Below are 17,203 nucleotides of genomic sequence, written 5' to 3'. Positions count from 1 at the left end.
AGGCCGCTCAGCCCCGTACGCGGTGCCGGACCGTCGACCCCGACCGGTCCTTGACGACCTCCAGTTGGGCGGGGATGCGCGCCTTGAGGTCGGCGACGTGGCTGACGATGCCGACGCTGCGGTCGCGTTCGCGCAGGGAGTCCAGGACGTCCAGCACCTCGTCCAGGGTCTGTTCGTCCAGGCTGCCGAACCCCTCGTCGATGAAGAGGGTGTCCAGCCGGGTGCCGCCCGCCTCGTCGGTGACCACATCGGCGAGGCCGAGCGCCAGCGCGAGCGAGGCGAAGAAGGTCTCGCCGCCGGAGAGGCTGGAGGTGTCCCTCTCGTGTCCCGTCCAGGCGTCGATGACATGCAGACCGAGGCCGGAGCGCCGGGCGCCGCCGACGCGTTCGTCGGAGTGGACGAGGGTGTAGCGACCGCCGGACATCCGCTGCAGCCGGGCCGTGGCGGCGGCGGCGACCTGTTCGAGCCGGGCGGCGAGCACATACGACTCCAGGCGCATCCGCCGCTCGTTCTCCGTGGACGTACCGGAGGCGAGGGCGGCGAGACGGGCGATGCGCTCGTAGCCGGCGCGCAGCGGGGCCAGCGCGCGGGCGTCGGCCTCGGCGCGCGCGGAGAGCCGGTCGAGCTCGGTGCAGCGGTCCCGGGCCGCGGCGTGGGTGGCCGAGGCGCTACGCAGCCGCGCCGCCGCTGCCTGGTGCGCGGTCTGCGCGGCGACCGGGTCGGCGGGCGGCAGCGCCGCCGCGGCACTCGCCCCGGGATCGGCCAACTCCGCTTCCACAGCGGCCGATTCGGCCTGCCAGTCGTCGAGTCGCTGCTGCAGCTCCCGCCATTCGCCGTCCCGCAGCAGGGCCTCGGCGGCGGCCTGCGGGGTGTCGAATCCGGCACGGTGGGCGGCGTCGGACAGCCCGGCCTCGGCGTCCTGCAGACGCCGGTCGCAAGCGCCGGCCGTACGGGCCGCCTCCGCCGCCGCGGCGAGCAGGGCGACCTGCCGCTCCAGCCGCGCGGCCCGCTCGGCCACGCTCGGGGAGTCGCCACGCGCCCGGGCCAGCTCCTCTTCCAGGGCGGCCCGTTCGCGGTCCAGCGCCTCGCGCCGGGAGGTACGGGCGGCGACCCGGCGTTCGGCCTGCTGCTGTCCGTCGCGGCGCCGTTCGTATTCCCGCTCGGCGTCTCCCAACGCCTCAAGGGCGGCAGGAAGGTCGGCGGCGAGCGCACCGGCGCGGGCGAAGCCGGCCCGCAGCTCCTCCACTTGGGCGCCGAGTTCACCGGTCGGGGTGCTGCCGGCCGTGGCGGCCGCGGCGGCCAGCGCCTCCTTGGCCGACTGGCAGTGGGCCTCGGCCTGCTGCCGCGCCTCCTCGGCCCGGCGGTGCGCCGCCAGTGCGGCTTCCTCGGCCGTCCGGTCGACATGGCCCGCCCCGGGCCGGGCCGGGGCGGGGTGCTCGGTCGCCCCGCACACCGCACACGCCTGGCCGTCGCGCAGCCCGTCCGCGAGCTCGGCGGCGATCCCGCGCAGCCTGCGGTCCTTGAGGTCGAGCCAGTGCTCGTGGGCCGCCGCGGACTGCTCCCTGGCGACGAGCAGTTCCCCTTCCGCCGACCGCACATCGTCGGACAGCCGGTCACGACGACGGGCCGCTTCCCAGCGTTCGGCGGCCGGTGCGATCCGGGCTGCGAGCTGGTCGGCCCGGGTGGCGGCCTCCTGGGCCGTGTCGATGCGTTGCTGATGGGCGCGCCGGTCATCGCCCCATGCGGCAAGCCACTCGGCGGCGTCCCGCAGGGTCTGGTCATCGGCGCGCGCCTCACGGTCGAGGGCGGCCCGCTCGCGGCCGAGCTCGGCGGCGCGCCGCTCGGCCCGGCGGGCCGCACCGAGCGAGCCGAGATCTTCCCTCGCCTGCCGTTCCTTCGCGGCGAGGTGGTCGCTCTCGGCGTCGGCGAGGGCGGCCGGCAGCGGGCTTCTGGCCTGCCGTTCGGCGCGCTGTGCGGCGTCCAGTTCGTGCCAGGCGGCGTCCCGCAGGGCGAGCGCGGGCGCGACCTCCGCGGCCGCACGAGCCCGCTCCAGCCGCTCCCGGGTGTGCGCCCGCTCCCCGGCACGGGCGTCGAGCCGGGCGGCCCGTCGCCGGGCGTCCGCGTACCGCTGCTGGAGCCGGTCGCGCTCGCGGGCCTCTTCCCACTCCCCGGCCGCCCGGTGCTCGGCGGCCTCGGCGGCATGCACCGCCAACTGCGCGACCGCCAGCCGCTCCCTGGCACTCACCCGGGCAACGGCCGCCCTGACCAGCACCGCTTCCGCGAACCCCGGCTCGCCGGGTCCCGCTGCGACCCGGTCCTCCCCGGCCGCGGCACGGCCGGTTCCGCCCCGTCCGCCGCTCTCCACCGGCCCGGCCTGCCCCGGCACGGTCGCCCGCGCCGTTGAGGCCGCCGCCCGCCCGCGCCCGCGTGCCGGTGCGCCCGGTGCCGCCGGCCCGGCGCGGTCCGGCGCCGGGACGGACGGATCGGTGAGATCGGCGCTCTCACCGGCCGCCTGCGCCATCCGGTGCGCCAGCGCCAGCAGCCGTTCGTCGCCTGCCGTCACCGTGTCGGCGGCGGCCTTGCGGCGCACGTTCAACTGCTCTTCGAGAGCGGCGAACCGCCGGGTGTCGAAGAGCCGGCCCAGCAGCCGGGAGCGGGCCTCCGCATCGGCCCGCAGAAAGCGCGCGAAGTCGCCCTGCGGCAGCAGGACCACCTGGCAGAACTGCTCCTTGCTCATCCCGAGCAGCTGGCCGATCTCCTCACCGATCTCCTGGTGCGAACGGCTCAGCGCCTTCCAGTGACCGCCCGGGCCGTCCGCCGGCCCGTGGCCGTCCGCCGCTCCCCCTCCGCCGGCCGCCGGCACGAATTCCCGCAGCCTGCTCTGCGCCTTCTCCTTCGTCGTGCCACTGCCGCGCTTCTTGGGGCGGGGCTGCTCGGGGAGCCGGGTGATCTCCAACCGCCGCTGTGCCACGGTCAGTTCGAGAACGACCTCGGTGAGGGTCAGCGGGTCGGCCAGATCACTGCGCAGGGCCTGGCCGCTCTGCCGCGCCCCGGGCACCGACCCGTACAGCGCAAAGCACACCGCGTCCAGGACCGAGGTCTTGCCCGCACCGGTCGGGCCGTGCAGCAGGAACAGGCCGTCCCGCGACAGCCGGTCGAAGTCGATGGTCTGGGTGCCGCCGAAGGGTCCGAAGGCCGTGAGGGAGAGCCGGTGCAGCCTCAACGCGCCACCTCGGCCACCATGTCATCCACCCGCACCTCGTCGATCGCCGAGCGCAGTTCGGTCCGCTCCTGCTCATCGACCGCCCGGCCGGACCGCACGTGCTCCACGAAGTCCTCGGCGATCTCCTGGTCACTGCGCCCGCGCAGCCGCTGCGCATACGAGGCGGCCGAGCGGCCGGGCCCCTCGTCGGGGTCGAAGACCAGGCTGACGATGTGCGGGAAGCGCCGGGCGAGCCGGGCCATGGGCTCATGCGGCCGGACGGTGTCGGTGAGCGTCGCCTCGACCCAGGACTCCTCGTGCCGGGCCTGTTCCGGGTCCTCCAGCAACTCCTCCAGCGGCCCGCGGATTCGTGCCAGCGGCCGCGGCACCGGGCAGTCCACCCGCTCCGCCTGCACGGCGCCGTCCGCGTCGAGCTCGACGATCCATGACGACTTGCGGTGACCGGCCTCGGAGAAGGAGTAGGCGAGCGGCGATCCGGAGTAGCGGACCCGCTCGGTGAGGGTCTGACAGCCGTGCAGATGCCCGAGGGCGGCGTAGTCCACCCCGTCGAACACCGGTACCGGAACGGAGGCGACCCCGCCGACGGTGATGTCGCGCTCGCTGTCGCTGACCGCACCACCGGTGACGAACGCATGCGCCAGCACCACGGAGCGGGTCCCCGCGGGCCGGCCGGCGAGGTCGGCCCGTACCCGCTCCATCGCCGCGCCCAGCACCTCCGCGTGGTCGGCCCGCTGCGCGCCGAGGGTGTCGCGCACCATGGCGGGTTCGAGATACGGCAGGCCGTAGAGCGCCACCGGGCCGTGGGCGTCGGCGAGCAGCACGGGGGTGCCGCAGCCTGCCGGGTCGGTCCGGAGATGGATCCCGGCCTGCTCCATCAGCCCCGCACCGACCCCCAGTCGGCGGGCGGAGTCATGGTTGCCGGAGATCATCACGGTCGGGACCCTGAGGGCGGCGAGCCGGTGCAGGGCGTCGTCGAAGAGCTCGACAGCGGCGAGCGGCGGCACGGCACGGTCGTAGACGTCGCCCGCGACCAGCACCGCATCGATGTCCCGCTCGCGCACCGTCTCGACGAGATGATCGAGGAAGGCGCGCTGTGCGGAGAGCAGGCTCACGCGGTGGAAGGACCGCCCCAGATGCCAGTCGGAAGTGTGCAGAAGCCTCACGTGGCGGCTCCGACCAGCATGTTCTTCCCCTCCGTGGACTACGCGTCGGCACGGCCGGCGTGTGCTTCGACAACCACCCCGCCCGTCACGGACCTCATTCTCGCACCTGCGGTGGGGGCGGGTGGGCCGATGGTCCGGGGCGGCCGGCAGCGGCATGCGGCCCCGATGCGGCCGTGAGGCGGCCGTACCGGAGCCCGGACTCTGTGGTCCGGCATCCCAGCAACACACACCCCAGCAGACGCTTTACGCACATAAGGCACCATTAACCACATTTTTCACTCGAAAGCGTGAAACCATCCCGGGTTTACTCATGTTGCGGCCGCATACGCCGAAGGGAAGTACCAGGAAGCGGCAGTGAGTCGCTTGGATCGATCGGGAGATTTGTTATGTCACGGATCACGCGGGTGGCTGCTGTGGCCGCTCTTGCGGCAGGTACTGCCCTGGGGGGCGTTTCGGTAGCGTTCGCAGACAGCGACGTGGCCGGCGGCGCGGCCAATTCACCGGGAGTGGTGTCGGGCAATGCGATTCAGATCCCGGTCCACATTCCGGTCAATCTGTGCGGCAACACCGTTAACATCGGGGGTCTGCTGAACCCGGCCTTCGGTAACACCTGCTTCAACGGCAACGTCGAGCGCCGGGTGATCGTGCACCGCCACGTCACCAAGCACGTCACCAAGCACGTCATCAAGCGCGTCGTGAAGCACCACCACAAGAAGCACCACCCGGCCGGCGGTATCCACACCGGCGGCGGCGGCCTGATGCGCTAGCCCCCGATCCGTCCCGGGTGCGGCCGGTCACCACGGCCCCACCCGGGACGGTCACCGACACACGCATCACGCAGGCCCGGGGCCGGGCCGTTTGCACCGACAGCCCTTCCACCTTCATCGGAGCAGACGACCCGGCCCCGGGCTCTTTTCTGCCCTCCGGCCCCCGGAGGGCTCGGCGCCGTGCAGATACTCCTCGCTGATCCGCTTCGGCCCGAACGGCCACTCCTTCTCGTAACGGGCCCAGGCCAGGAAGGCCACGACACCCGCACCGACCCAGGCCAGCGACCATTCGATGGGGTGCCTGCCGGGCGAGTTCCGGTCCGCGTAGCCGTAGATCGCCAGCCAGCCGACCAGCGCCACGAAGCCCGGCAGCGGATAGAGCCACATCCGGTACGGGCGGCGCAGCCCCGGCTGACGGCGGCGCAGCACGGTCACCGCCGCGATCTGGGCCAGCGACTGCACGAGCACCATGACCGTGGTCAGCAGTTGGATGATGGTGCCCAGGTCGGTGTGCCGTCCGACGAGGAAGCCCACGGCCATCACGGCTCCCATGGTCAGCAGGCCCAGCACGGGGAAGCGGTGACGAGGGTGCAGTGTGCCGTACGGGCGGAAGAAGACCCGGTCGCGGGCGGCGTCGTAGGGGACCCGCGAGCCGCCGAGGAGTCCGGTGAAGACGGAGGCGACGGCGGTGATGAGGATGAGCACCGTGACGGTGTCGGCGGCGCCCTTGCCCCAGGCCTTCTCCAGCACGGCGGAGGCGACGGAGGAGGACGCCGTGGAGTGCGGGTCGAGCATGTCCTTCCAGTCCACGACGCCCAGGGTGCCGATCTGCAGCAGCAGATAGATCGTCATGATCCCGAGGATCGAGGTGATCACGGCGCGGGGGATCGTGCGTCCCGGCTGTCTGATCTCGGCGCCCATGTACGCGATCGTGTTGTAGCCGAGGTAGTCGTAGATGCCGATCGTCAGGCCGGCCGCGAAGCCGACCCAGAAGTGACCGGACGTCACCTCAAAGGCATGGGCGGGGTAGGTGAAGGCGCGCTCGGGGCTGAAGTGGGTGAAGGCCGCGGCGATGACCAGCAGGACGGAGGCGATCATCACCGTCCACAGGACGACGGTGAGCCTGGCGATGTTCTCCACCCGCCGCCACAGCAGCGCGATGATGCCCACCGTGACGACGAGACCCACGACGTCGCCCTGCGCCGGGCTCATGTCCGGCCACACGTAGCCGAGGTACTGCACGAAGCCGATCACCCCGGTGGACATGCCGAGCGGGATGAACAGCATGGCCGTCCAGACGAACAGAAACGGCATCAGCTTGCCGGTCCGGTACTGGAACGCCTGCCGCAGATAGACGTAGCTGCCTCCCGCGCCCGGCAGTGACGCGCCCAGCTCGGCCCAGACCAGTCCGTCCGCGAGTGCAAGCACCGCCCCGGCCAGGAACCCGGTCACGGCCTGCGGCCCGCCGAACGCGGCGACCATGAGCGGGATGGTCACGAAGGGGCCGATGCCGCACATCTGGCTCATGTTGATGGCGGTGGCCTGGAACAGGCCGATCCGGCGCACGAATCCCACGCGCTCATCGAGGAGTTCAGGCATCGGGACCCCTTCTCGTGCCGGCGCGCACACCGGTTTCGCGGCCTTTTCCCGCCGCGCCACAGGCTGACACGATCGGCGCTCCGGCGCACCGGTACGTCCCGGACTTTCCGGCCCGGTCCGTATCCGCCGCCCCCTGCGGCAGGGCCGCGGGGCCCGGCGGTCAGAGGTCGCCGTACGCCTCGCCGCCGAGCTCCAGCCTCGCCGTGCCGGCGGTGGTGTCCGCGAGCCAGCCACGGAAGGCCTCGAGGTCGGCCTCCGGCAGTCCGATCTCCATCCGGACCTCTGCCCCGTAGGTGACCTCACGCACCGCCCGCCCCGTCATGCGCAGATCGTTCTCCACCCGGCCCGCGCGCTGGTGGTCGACGGTGACCGTCACCAGGCGGAAGCGCTGCCGGGTGACCGTGCCCAGCGCGTCCAGTGCCTCGCCGACGACGCCGCCGTACGCCCGGATGAGGCCGCCGGCGCCCAGTTTGACGCCGCCGAAGTAGCGGGTGACGACGGCGACGACAAAGCGGACCTCGCGGCGCACCAGCATCTGCAGCATCGGTACGCCCGCGGTGCCGCCCGGCTCGCCGTCGTCGCTCGCCTTCTGGATGCCGCCGTCGGCGCCCAGGACGTAGGCGAAGCAGTGATGGCGGGCGGTGGGGTGCTCCTTGCGGATGCGCGCGATGAAGTCCTGGGCCTCGGCCTCGGTCGCGACGGGCGCGAGCGCGCAGAGGAAGCGGGACTTGTTGATCTCGATCTCATGGACGCCCTCGCGCGCGAGCGTGCGGTACTGCTCCTGCATCGGACCAGCCTATGCGGCCCCTGTGACATGCGGATACCGGCCGGCCGGGCCGGACCGCGCCGCGCTGGGGTGTCCGCCGTACGGGCGCGGGTGTCCGCCGTACGGGCGCAGAGCGCACGGCCGAGCGGCGTACCCACCCCGTCCGCACGGTGCGTCGGTGCGACGTCCGCCCCGGCCGTGGGCACTGTGAGGTCAGTGCGAGAGCCTCGTGTTTCCGGGGCCCCGCTCGTACGTGTAGGAACGGCGGGTTTGCGGAGGGCTGCATGGAAGAGAGCACACAGTCGGCGATGACGGCGGGCGTTCCCGTCACGGGCGAGGAGATGCCCGAGCCCCCACCGGAGGTCATCGAGGCGGCACGCCAGGCACCCGATCACTGGCTGGCCATGGTGGATCTGACCTGGCAGGGAGAGGGGCCACCGCCCCTCTGGGCGCTGATCGGGCAGTGGCGCTCGGACGCGTCCGGCGAGATCGTCGAGTGGCGCGACAATCCGGAGTACCGGCCGTCGCCGCAGATGCTGGACTGGGCGGAGCCGACCGATGCGGTCGACAGCGCACTACAGCTCGCCGCGACCGGCTACGGTCCGGGAGAGGCCGTCTCCGAGGCGCTGGTGCGCGCGGAGGTGTCCGTCCTGGTGACCGCGACCGGTACGCCGCTGGCCGCCGCCTCGCCCGAGGGGACTCCGGTGATCCCTGTCTACACCTCGCAGAGCTACCTCGAATCGGTGGGCCGTCTGCTGTACGACCGGCGGCCGGTGGCCGCACTCGTCGAGCAGCTGCCGCCCGGGCATGCGCTGTACCTCAACCCGACCGGTCCGGTGAGCATGCTGGTGGACACCGAGGAGCTGCGCGCCATGCTGGCCGGCGTGTCCGGAACGGCCGATGAGCCGCGGGACGCGACCGTGCCCGTGGCGCCGCGCCCGGGTACCGGGGCCGGTGGGGCCGAGCCGGTGGGCAGCGGCCGGGGGATCGGCAAGCCGGCCCGCGCCGCGAAGGGCAGCACCGCCGTCGGAGCCGGAATGGCCGGCAGCGGTATGGCCCGCGGCGCCAACTGAGCCGCGGCACCGAAGACCCGCCCCGCCCGTCTTCCCCTTCGGGCGGGGCGTTTGCCGTCCGGCGCGCGCCGGTCGTGGCGCGCCCCACGACCGCACCGCCGCGCCGTCGCGCCATCGCCCGCAACGGGAATCTCCGGGTCCCGCCGTCCGTTGTCCGGCACAGGACCCTTCCACCCGCAGGAGGCAGTGCGTGTACGGCGACCCCAGCACGATCCGCAAGATCCTCACCGAACTCGGCGACACCTGGGCCGTCGTGGGCCTGTCGGGCAATGAGCAGCGTGCGGCGCACGGCGTCGCCGAGGTGCTGCAGCGTTACGGCAAGCGGATCGTGCCGGTGCATCCGAAGGCGGAGACGGTGCACGGTGAGCAGGGGTACCCGTCGCTGGCCGCCATTCCCTTCCCGGTCGATGTGGTCGATGTGTTCGTCAACAGCGAGCAGGCGGGCGGCATCGCCGACGAGGCCGTGGCGGTCGGGGCCAAGGCCGTCTGGTTTCAGCTCGGGGTGGTCGACGAGGCGGCCTGGGACCGGGTGCACGACTCCGGGCTCGCCATGGTGATGGATCGCTGCCCGGCGATCGAGATACCCCGTTTGCGCTGAGCGGCGGGCTTGGGACGCCCCGTGCTCATTCCTCGGGGTGCCGGTGCGGGCTCCCGTCGTCGGAACACTCGGCGTTCGGGCAGTGGCCGGTGATGACCACCATGGGCGTTTGCACGCTGGTGGCGCGCTCTCGCCCGGTGAAGATCAGGGGCATATCGCAGCGATCACACAGGACGGCCTTCCCTTCGCGGCCCTGGGTGGCCGCATGGAGAATCCGAGTGACGTGATCACTGTCGCCATCGTTACCGGTCATGCACTCACCGTAGCCACACCGGGGGCCTGTGGGGGCCTGTTTGCGGTGCTTGGACGCCTGCCCCGGCCAATCGAAGGATCCCGCGAGCCGGGCCTCCGCCCCGTGCGCAAGTGGTGCGTGAGGGACATTGCCCCGTTGGGGCTGAGCGGCGGATGCGTGAGCGCCCGGGCATGAGCCGGATGCGGGCGGCTGTGCCCGAGGACGCCGCCGAGCTGGTCCGGTCGCGCCGTCTGATGTCCCTCGCCATGAACGGGCGTGATGTTCCCGGGAGTTGGGAGCGGGGCATCACCCGGGCGACCTCCATGCCACCGACGATGCCGAGCCGTTGTACCGGCGTGGGGGATTCACCGAGCACCCCACCGCGCTGCCGCTGGAGCCGCCCTCCGGCACGTCCACCCCGTAGGACCGGCTGAGCGGACGGGCAGCCGAGCGGCCGGACGGAGTTCGACGACCGGGCTTCGGGCCGGTCCTAGGCGGTTGCCAGCCCCTCCAGGACCGTGGCTCCGGGCAGTTCGGCCAGTGCCTTACCGGGCACGATGAGCTTGCCGCGGCGGCTGCCACTGCCGATCAGGGCGTAGGAGATGTCGGCGACGGCCGGGTCCAGCAGCAGCGGCCAGCCGGCGGGCAGGCCGATCGGGGTGATCCCGCCGTACTCCATCCCGCTCTCACCGACCGCCCGGTCCATCGGCGCGAACGAGGCCTTGCGGGCGCCCAGATGACGCCGCACCACGCCATTGACGTCGGCGCGGGTGTGCGAGAGGACGACACAGGCGGCCAGGGTGGTCTCGCCGCCGCGCTTGCCGGCCACCACCACGCAGTTCGCGGACTGCTCCAGGAGCCAGGAGCCGTGGCGCTCGACGAGCAGGGCGGTGTCCGCGACGGCCGGGTCCGTGTCGACGAAGCGCACCTCCTCGACCGGTACGGATCCGCTCCAGGAGCGCAGCGCGTCGGCCACCGGCGCGGTCAGCAGGTCCAGGCACTCCACGGCGGGCCGGATCTCGTCGAAGGCATCCATCGGCACAGGCATGGCGCCAAGTTAACAGTCCTGGCGGAGCGGCGGCCGGCCGTCTCAGCCGGCGAGCGGGATGACCACCGACATGGTCATCTCGACCGGTTCCGTACCGTCGTTGCGGTAGCCGTGCGCGACCTTGGCCTCGAAGGTTGCCGAGGCGCCGGCGGGCACCGTGTGCTCCACACCGTCCACGACCAGCGTCAGCGTGCCGGCACGGACATGCAGCAGTTCGACGGTGCCGGGCGGATGCGGATCGGAGACGCTGCTGTCGCCCGGCATCAGCCGCCAGTCCCACAGTTCGTACGGGCCGGGCGCCTCGGCGCCCACCAGGAGGGTGGTGAAGCTGCCGCCCTCGGTGGACCACAGCCGGACCGCCTCGCTCGGCGCCACGATGCGGACCTGCGGCCCCTGTTCGTAGTCGAGGAGCGTGGTGATGCTGACGCCGAGCGCGTCGGCGATCTTGACGGTGGTGCCCACGCTGGGATTCGTCCGGGCCTGCTCGATCTGGATGATCATGCCGCGGCTGACCCCGGCGCGGGCCGCCAGTGCATCGAGGGTGAAGCCGCGCTCGGCGCGCCAGTGCTTGAGGTTGCGGGCGAGCGACTGCGTGAGCTGGTCGAGGTCCGTCACGGTCCGTCCAAGTCGAAGGGCAATATATTGGATGCCACAATACATTTCACTGCACTACGGTGTGGTGCACTTCAGCGTCCGGTTCACTGTACTGCGAGGTTTCACCATGACAGCGGTCTTCGCCCTGACCAGCAGCCTTCTGTGGGGGCTCGCCGACTTCGGCGGCGGACTGCTCACCCGACGCCTGCAGGCGCTGACCGTGGTGGTCGTCTCGCAGACCCTGGCCGCCGTGGTGCTGGGCGTCGTGGTGCTGGCCACCGGGGGCTGGCGGGAGGCCGGGCCGCAGCTGTGGTGCGCGGTCGGAGCGGGCGTCGTGGGGCCCGCCGCCATGCTCTGCTTCTACCGCGCCCTGGCGCTCGGCCCGATGGGAGTGGTTTCCCCGCTCGCGTCGGTCGGCACGGTCCTCGTACCGCTCGGGGTCGGGATCGTGGCGGGTGAGCGGCCGGGTCTGCTGCAGGCCGCCGGCATGGTCGTGGCCGTGATCGGTGTCGTGCTGGCCGGCGGCCCGCGGGTCAGCGGCGCGTCGGTGGCCCGCCAGACGATTGCGCTGACGCTGCTCTCGGCGCTCGGCTTCGGCGCGGTAATGGCGCTGATCTCGGAGGCGTCCACGACCCTGACAGGCCTCTTCCTCGCCCTGTTCGTCCAGCGGGTGTGCAATGTCGCCGTCGGCGGCGCCGCCCTGTACGGATCGGTGCGGCGTGGCACCCCGGCACTGCCCGAGGGCGGGCTCCCGGCCCTCCAAAGCGCCCTGCCCGCGCTCGGATTCGTCGGGATCGCCGATGTCGCCGCCAATGGCACCTACGCCCTGGCCGCCCAGAACGGGCCGGTCACCCTCGCGGCGGTGCTCGCCTCCCTCTACCCGGTGGTCACCTCGCTCGCCGCGCTCGGCGTCCTCAAGGAACGGCTGCGGGCGGTCCAGACGGCCGGCGCCTCCCTCGCGGTGGTCGGCTCGGTCCTGCTCGCGTCGGGGAGCTGACACACACGGGGCAGGCGGCGCCTTGGCTGCCTGACGGCGGCTCAGGACGCTTCGTACGCCTCCTTGGCCTCCGCCGCCTGCCACGCCCGCAGCGCGACCAGCTGGTCCGGGGTGACGTCCTCGGGGATCGGCACCGGCGCCGGTGTGCGCAGCGGCGGCTGCCAGCCCTGCTGAGCATCCCAGCGGCGGACGACCCGGGCGGGCGCACCGGCCACCACCGCATGATCGGGGACCTCGCCGCGGACCACGGCGCCGGCCGCGACCACCACGTTCCGGCCCAGCCGCGCACCGGGCAGGATCACCGCGCCGGTACCGATCCAGCTGCCGGGGCCGATGGCCACCGGGTCGCTGCGCGGCCACTGCTTGCCGACCGGCACCTCGGGGTCGTCGTAGCTGTGGTTGGTGGTGGTGACGTAGACCCCGGGGCCGAAGAAGCAGTCGTCGCCGATCGTCAGCCGGACATCCGCGATCACATGGCTGCCGCGGCCCAGCACCACGCCGTTCCCCAGCGTGAGGATCGGCTCCGGGCCGAGGTCCAGGTCCGGCATCATGCCCGCGGTCAGCGTCACGTCCTGGGCGATGATGCAGTGGTCGCCGAGCTCGATCCACGGGTCGCCGAAGACCGTGCCCTGCGGATAGGCGAGCCGGGTGCCGGTACCGATCCGCCGGAAGCGGTACGGGCCGGGGCGCTCGGCCGTGACGGCCGCGGCTTCCCTCACCCAGCGCGCGCCGCGGTGGACGGCACGCGACACGGCCCGGCGCCGCCAGGCCGCGACGGATGAGAACACGTTCTGGTTTATCGGCACCCGCACACCGTACTCAGCCCGCCGGGCGGCGGACCGCGCGCCGGACTGTGATCTTCGCCCCACCGGGCGCCGTCCCTGCCCGGCGCAGCGGCCGTCGTCTACGGTGCTGTGGGCGCGGCGCATCACGGCGAGGAGATCCACGGATGGCGGGACGGGCATTGATTTCACCGGTGGGCGGCAAGGAGCCGAAGGTCGATCAGGAGGCCTTCACCGCCCCGACGTCCGTCGTGCTCGGCGAGGTCAGCATGGCGGCGGGCGCCAGCGTCTGGTACCACGCGGTGCTGCGGGCCGACTGCGGTCCGATCGTGCTCGGCGCCGACAGCAACATCCAGGACAACTGCACGGTGCACGTGGACCCCGGTTTCCCGGTGACCGTCGGCGCACGGGTCTCGGTCGGGCACAACGCGGTCCTGCACGGCTGCACCGTCGAGGACGACGTGCTGATCGGCATGGGTGCCACGGTCCTCAACGGCGCGCACATCGGCGCCGGCTCGCTGGTCGCCGCGCAGGCGCTGGTTCCCCAGGGCATGCAAGTGCCGCCCGGCTCCCTGGTCGCCGGGGTGCCGGCGAAGGTCAGGCGGGAGCTGACCGACGAGGAGCGCGAGACCATCCGCCTCAATGCCACGATGTACCGGGAGCTGGCGGCGCGGCACCGCGAGGATGTGCCGGGCACCGGAGACTGAGCCAGGCCGCCGGCCGGGCGGCACAGCGGGCGGCCTGCCGAGGGCCCGACGGGTACGGGGTCGGCCCGGGACCGCGCCTGCGGGACCTCACCTGTATGCCTGCGCCGCTGCCCACCGGCCCCCGTCAACCGCTCCGTTGCGACCCGGCGGCCGCCAGCACCGACGTCAGCATCTCCGCGTCGAAAAGGGTGGCGTCGGCAAGGCGGCCGGCGCCCGCGTAGGCGTTCATCATGACCTTGGCGGTCCGCAGGGCCGCCGGAGACCTGCGGACCAGCGGTCTGGTCCACCGGGCGATCGCCTCGTCGAGCTCGCCCTCCGGAACGGCCTGGTGGAGGAGAGAGAGCTCGACCGCCTTCGCCGCGTCGAAGCTCTCCCCGGTCAGGATCAACTCGCGGATCCTGGCCGCGCCCGCCTCGTTCAGCAGGCGTGGCAGTACGCCTCCCCAAGCCGGCGGCATGCCCAGCGCGAGCTCCGGCAGCCGGAAGCGGCAGGTGTGCGCACCGGCCCGCAGATCACAGAACACCGCGAGCGCGATACCCGCGCCGATCACCCCACCGTGCAGCCGGGCGATGGTGACCGCGCTGGTGGCGGCGAGTGCTTCGCACACCCGCCGCGCCTTGTTGCCCATGGCGCGAAGGGCCGCTCCCGAGCCGTCCGCGGCAAGGGACTCCGCGAACTCCCGGCGGTCTCCGCCCAGGCAGAAGTCCGCTCCCGCGCCGGAGAGGACCACCACCCGTATCTCGGGGCTGTCGTGCAACGCACCCAGCACGGTGAGGAGTTCGTCGAGCATCGGCTCGCCGAGCGCATTACCGGTGTCCGGGCTGTTCAACTGGACGTCGAGCAGGGGTCCGTCGTGGGCAACGGCAAGGGTCTTGAAGTTGTCGATCACGACGCTCTTCCTACCTCACGGCTCTCAGGACTCCACCACGGGCAGCGTCATGAGCCGCCGGAAGGCCACCCGCGGCGCCCAGTCGGGCGTACGGCTCAATCGCAGGGCAGGGAACCGTCGGAGCACGCCGGTCAGCAGGGTCGTCGCCTCCAGCCGGGCCAGCGCGGCACCGAGGCAGTAGTGGATCCCACCGCTGAAGCTCAGATGGGTGGCTTTGCGGCGGACGTCGAAGAGCGCGGGATCGATGTGGTGTGCGGGATCGTGGTTGGCGACACCGACCATGAGGTGCACCATCTGGTCCTTCTCCACGCGAATTCCCGCGAGGGTGGTGTCCTCGCCGGCGATCCGGCTCACCACATGCGTCGGGGAGTCATAGCGCAAGACCTCTTCGACGGCCGCCGGTATGCACTCCGGGTGGGCACGCAGCCACCCCATCTGCCAGGGGTGTTCGGCGAGCAGCCACACCATCGTGGACAGCAGGTTGGAGGTGGTCTCCAGGGCGGCCAGAACCACGAACAGGGCGAGCCGGTAGACCGCCTCGTCCGCGGCGTCCTGATGTGGTTCGAGTTCGTCCCAGGTCCGTATCCACGACGAGATGGGGTCATTTCCGGGCGCCCGGCGGCGTTGCCGTACCAAGGCGATGAAATACTCGCGCAGAGTCCGGGTCGCGGCGTCGGACTGCGCGAGCTGACTCGCCGTGGGCAGCAATTCCTGGGCGAATACCTGGTCGTGGGTGAGTGACCGCAGCAGCGGATAATCGGCCGTCGGCAGACCGAGCCATTCCCCTATCGTCATCACCGGCAATTCTTCGCTGACCACGGAACCGAAGTCCGCCTCACCGTCCTTCAGCCTTTCTGCCAGCCGGTCGAGCAATTCCTCCGTATTGCGCTCGACCGAATCCTTGACGGTATCCAGGCACTTACGGTCGAACATATTGCCCACCGAACGCCTGGCCCGCGTGTGGTGCGGCGGATTGAGGCCGGGCAGCGTGCTGGCCATCTGCTGCGAGGAAGGCGCCATCCAGCGGGTCGCCGCACCCTGCCTGGCCCGCCAGCCACTGTCCGGCACCAGCCATGACCTGTTGCGCAACACGTGGTCACACAGACCGAAAGAGGTCACCAGATGGCCGCCCCAAGGTGCCGGAACGATATCTCCCATCGATCGGAGTTCCGCGTAGTGCGGCAGCGGATTCGCTTGACCTTCCGGTGTGCGCAGGCGGGAGAAAAGCCTTATCACGGATCGGCGGTCCACGGATGTGACCATGGGTGGGGCAATCACGGCGGATTCCACTGCGAGAACTCCTTCATTCAATGCATCAGGCCAGGACGACCAACCCTGACTACCCCGGTGATTGAACGTTTACGCCCGATGGAAACCGAACCGTTGTCGTGAATGTCACACCTTCCACCAAGAGAGGAACGAGCTCCACCACTTTCCTCGTTGCACCTCATTCCTGTCCTGTCCAGAAGCATTATCCGTCGCGCGGCCACCCGTTGCCGGACCGGCGGACGGACGCCGCTCGGGGCGTACCGGGGTGAAGCGGGCGGGCAGGGCTTCCAGCGCCCGGTGGAACGGGCCGGGCCGCCAGGTCAGGCTTTCCGCGGGCAGGGCCAGATCGATGTCCGGCAGGGTGTTGAGCAGTTTCTCGATGGCCAGGACGGACACCAGCAGGGCGGGATCCTTGGCGGGGCAGGCGTGCGGGCCCGCCCCCCAGGCGAGATGCGCCCGCTTGCTGAGCATCTGACGGCCCGTCGACAGCTGCGGGTCGGTGTTGGCGGCCGCGAAGCTGATGACCACGGGTTCGCCGGCCGGCAGCTTGGCTCCCCCGAGCTCCATGTCGTGCACGGGGTAGTGCACACCGTAGTTGGCTATCGGAGGGCTGTTCCACAGCACGTCATTGATGGCGTCGTCGACCAGCAGTCCGGCCGCGCTCTGGTCGCCCACGTACTTCTCATCCGTCAACAGCAGCCGCAGCGCGCTGGCGATGATGTTCTGCGTGGGCTCCGTCCCCGCCGCGATCAGGGTGACGAGCTGGTGGACCATCTCCTCGTCGGTGAGCCCGGAGGGGTGCTCCATCAGCCAGGAGGTGATGTCCTCACCCGGCGAACGCCGCTTGAGCGCCACCAGCTCCAGCAGCGCTTCGGTCAGGACCTCGTTGGCCTTCTCCGCGTCGACCCCGTCGAAGATGCCCGATATGCCGAAGACCAGGCGGTCACCGATCTCGGCGGGGCACCCGAAGAGGTCGTTGAAGACCAGCAGCGGCAGCAACTGGGCGTAGTCGGCGACCAGATCCACTCGGCCCCGGCTGCTGAACTGGCTGATGAGGTACGCGGCGACGCGGTCGACATGACGGCTCAGCCGGTGGGTGTCCACCCGGCCCAGGCTCGCCGTGACCGACTGACGCAGCCGCATATGGTCCGCACCGTCGGAGAACAGACAATTCGGCCGGTACATCATCATCGGCAGCACGGGGCTGTCCAGGGGTACGCGCCCCTCGTTCAGGGCGCGCCAACGGCGTGAATCACGCGCAAAGGTGTCCGGATTCTGCAGCACGTGGAGCGCCGCGGCGTAGTCCGTGACGAGTTCGGCCTCCACCCCGGGGGCGAGCTCGACCGGCGCGCTGGGTCCGTGCTGCCGCAGGGCCTCGTAGAAGGCCTCGGGGGCTGCGGCGAATTCCGGCCCGTGCAAGGGAGTCCGCTGACCGTCGGCGTGTGCGGGGCAGCCGGGCGGGGGGCCCTGGAATTCCGAGTGAGATTGCATGCCTG

The 17,203-nt window shown here is 71.7% G+C and carries 16 protein-coding genes; 5 read left to right on the top strand and 11 right to left on the bottom strand.

Annotated elements, in window-relative coordinates; translation table 11 throughout:
• Nucleotides 1-7 precede the first annotated feature (7 nt).
• Both CFW40_RS33085 and CFW40_RS33080 read right to left on the bottom strand, forming a co-directional pair.
• Entirely contained in the window at nucleotides 8-3,223 is a 3,216-nt protein-coding gene (locus CFW40_RS33085; RefSeq protein WP_088801411.1) for an AAA family ATPase, read from the bottom strand.
• Nucleotides 3,220-4,386: an exonuclease SbcCD subunit D gene (locus tag CFW40_RS33080; RefSeq protein ID WP_088801410.1), complete on the bottom strand. Its 1,167-nt coding sequence runs from the start codon at nucleotides 4,384-4,386 to the stop codon at nucleotides 3,220-3,222. Before CFW40_RS33080 ends, CFW40_RS33085 begins: the two co-directional genes overlap by 4 nt.
• A 386-nt stretch (nucleotides 4,387-4,772) precedes the next feature.
• On the opposite strand from CFW40_RS33080, the gene CFW40_RS38790 reads away from it, so the two are divergent.
• Nucleotides 4,773-5,153 (top strand): chaplin, encoded by a 381-nt coding sequence (locus CFW40_RS38790; RefSeq protein WP_088801409.1) that lies wholly within the window; start codon nucleotides 4,773-4,775, stop codon nucleotides 5,151-5,153.
• 114 nt (nucleotides 5,154-5,267) lie between these two features.
• On the opposite strand, the gene CFW40_RS33070 is transcribed toward CFW40_RS38790, so the two are convergent.
• Both CFW40_RS33070 and CFW40_RS33065 read right to left on the bottom strand, forming a co-directional pair.
• On the bottom strand, nucleotides 5,268-6,752 hold the full coding sequence (locus CFW40_RS33070; protein ID WP_088801408.1) for an APC family permease: 1,485 nt from the start codon (nucleotides 6,750-6,752) through the stop codon (nucleotides 5,268-5,270).
• A gap of 160 nt (nucleotides 6,753-6,912) precedes the next feature.
• Nucleotides 6,913-7,539 carry a YigZ family protein gene (locus tag CFW40_RS33065; protein WP_088801407.1) on the bottom strand — a complete coding sequence of 209 codons (627 nt, stop codon included), beginning with the start codon at nucleotides 7,537-7,539 and terminating at the stop codon, nucleotides 6,913-6,915.
• 263 nt (nucleotides 7,540-7,802) lie between these two features.
• On the opposite strand from CFW40_RS33065, the gene CFW40_RS33060 reads away from it, so the two are divergent.
• Both CFW40_RS33060 and CFW40_RS33055 read left to right on the top strand, forming a co-directional pair.
• Nucleotides 7,803-8,591, top strand: a complete 789-nt coding sequence (locus CFW40_RS33060) for a type VII secretion system-associated protein (RefSeq protein WP_088801406.1) — start codon at nucleotides 7,803-7,805, stop codon at nucleotides 8,589-8,591.
• Between the two features lie 190 nt (nucleotides 8,592-8,781).
• Nucleotides 8,782-9,189, top strand: a complete 408-nt coding sequence (locus tag CFW40_RS33055; RefSeq protein ID WP_088801405.1) for a CoA-binding protein — start codon at nucleotides 8,782-8,784, stop codon at nucleotides 9,187-9,189.
• A gap of 25 nt (nucleotides 9,190-9,214) precedes the next feature.
• Here CFW40_RS33055 and CFW40_RS36825 read toward each other — a convergent pair whose 3' ends face one another.
• The 3 genes from CFW40_RS36825 to CFW40_RS33045 all read right to left on the bottom strand — a co-directional run bounded on the left by CFW40_RS36825 (nucleotide 9,215) and on the right by CFW40_RS33045 (nucleotide 11,084).
• On the bottom strand, nucleotides 9,215-9,442 hold the full coding sequence (locus CFW40_RS36825) for a hypothetical protein (RefSeq protein ID WP_119203481.1): 228 nt from the start codon (nucleotides 9,440-9,442) through the stop codon (nucleotides 9,215-9,217).
• 469 nt (nucleotides 9,443-9,911) lie between these two features.
• Nucleotides 9,912-10,469 (bottom strand): YbaK/EbsC family protein, encoded by a 558-nt coding sequence (locus tag CFW40_RS33050; RefSeq protein WP_088801404.1) that lies wholly within the window; start codon nucleotides 10,467-10,469, stop codon nucleotides 9,912-9,914.
• A 42-nt stretch (nucleotides 10,470-10,511) separates the two neighbouring features.
• Nucleotides 10,512-11,084 (bottom strand): helix-turn-helix domain-containing protein, encoded by a 573-nt coding sequence (locus CFW40_RS33045; RefSeq protein WP_088801403.1) that lies wholly within the window; start codon nucleotides 11,082-11,084, stop codon nucleotides 10,512-10,514.
• A gap of 106 nt (nucleotides 11,085-11,190) precedes the next feature.
• Here CFW40_RS33045 and CFW40_RS33040 point away from each other — a divergent pair, with 106 nt between their 5' ends.
• A complete protein-coding gene (locus CFW40_RS33040; RefSeq protein ID WP_088801402.1) occupies nucleotides 11,191-12,060 on the top strand; it encodes a DMT family transporter in 870 nt (289 codons plus the stop codon).
• 41 nt (nucleotides 12,061-12,101) lie between these two features.
• Here the strand turns inward: CFW40_RS33040 and CFW40_RS33035 are convergent, their stop codons facing one another.
• Nucleotides 12,102-12,866 carry a DapH/DapD/GlmU-related protein gene (locus CFW40_RS33035; RefSeq protein WP_088802523.1) on the bottom strand — a complete coding sequence of 255 codons (765 nt, stop codon included), beginning with the start codon at nucleotides 12,864-12,866 and terminating at the stop codon, nucleotides 12,102-12,104.
• 143 nt (nucleotides 12,867-13,009) lie between these two features.
• Between CFW40_RS33035 and CFW40_RS33030 the strand changes: the two genes are divergently transcribed.
• Complete coding sequence (locus CFW40_RS33030) at nucleotides 13,010-13,549, top strand: gamma carbonic anhydrase family protein (protein ID WP_088801401.1); 540 nt, start codon at nucleotides 13,010-13,012, stop codon at nucleotides 13,547-13,549.
• A 124-nt stretch (nucleotides 13,550-13,673) separates the two neighbouring features.
• On the opposite strand, the gene CFW40_RS33025 is transcribed toward CFW40_RS33030, so the two are convergent.
• From CFW40_RS33025 to CFW40_RS33015, 3 genes are all read right to left on the bottom strand, one after another.
• Entirely contained in the window at nucleotides 13,674-14,438 is a 765-nt protein-coding gene (locus CFW40_RS33025; RefSeq protein WP_088801400.1) for an enoyl-CoA hydratase/isomerase family protein, read from the bottom strand.
• A gap of 24 nt (nucleotides 14,439-14,462) precedes the next feature.
• A complete protein-coding gene (locus CFW40_RS33020) occupies nucleotides 14,463-15,701 on the bottom strand; it encodes a cytochrome P450 (protein WP_176956640.1) in 1,239 nt (412 codons plus the stop codon).
• Between the two features lie 132 nt (nucleotides 15,702-15,833).
• A complete protein-coding gene (locus CFW40_RS33015) occupies nucleotides 15,834-17,198 on the bottom strand; it encodes a cytochrome P450 (RefSeq protein WP_088801399.1) in 1,365 nt (454 codons plus the stop codon).
• Nucleotides 17,199-17,203 lie beyond the last annotated feature (5 nt).

This window comes from Streptomyces sp. 2114.4 (assembly GCF_900187385.1).
Classification (GTDB): domain Bacteria; phylum Actinomycetota; class Actinomycetes; order Streptomycetales; family Streptomycetaceae; genus Streptomyces; species Streptomyces mooreae.
The sequence above is the reverse complement of the archived record's forward strand: the minus strand, read 5'-3'. Positions and strand labels throughout refer to the sequence as shown.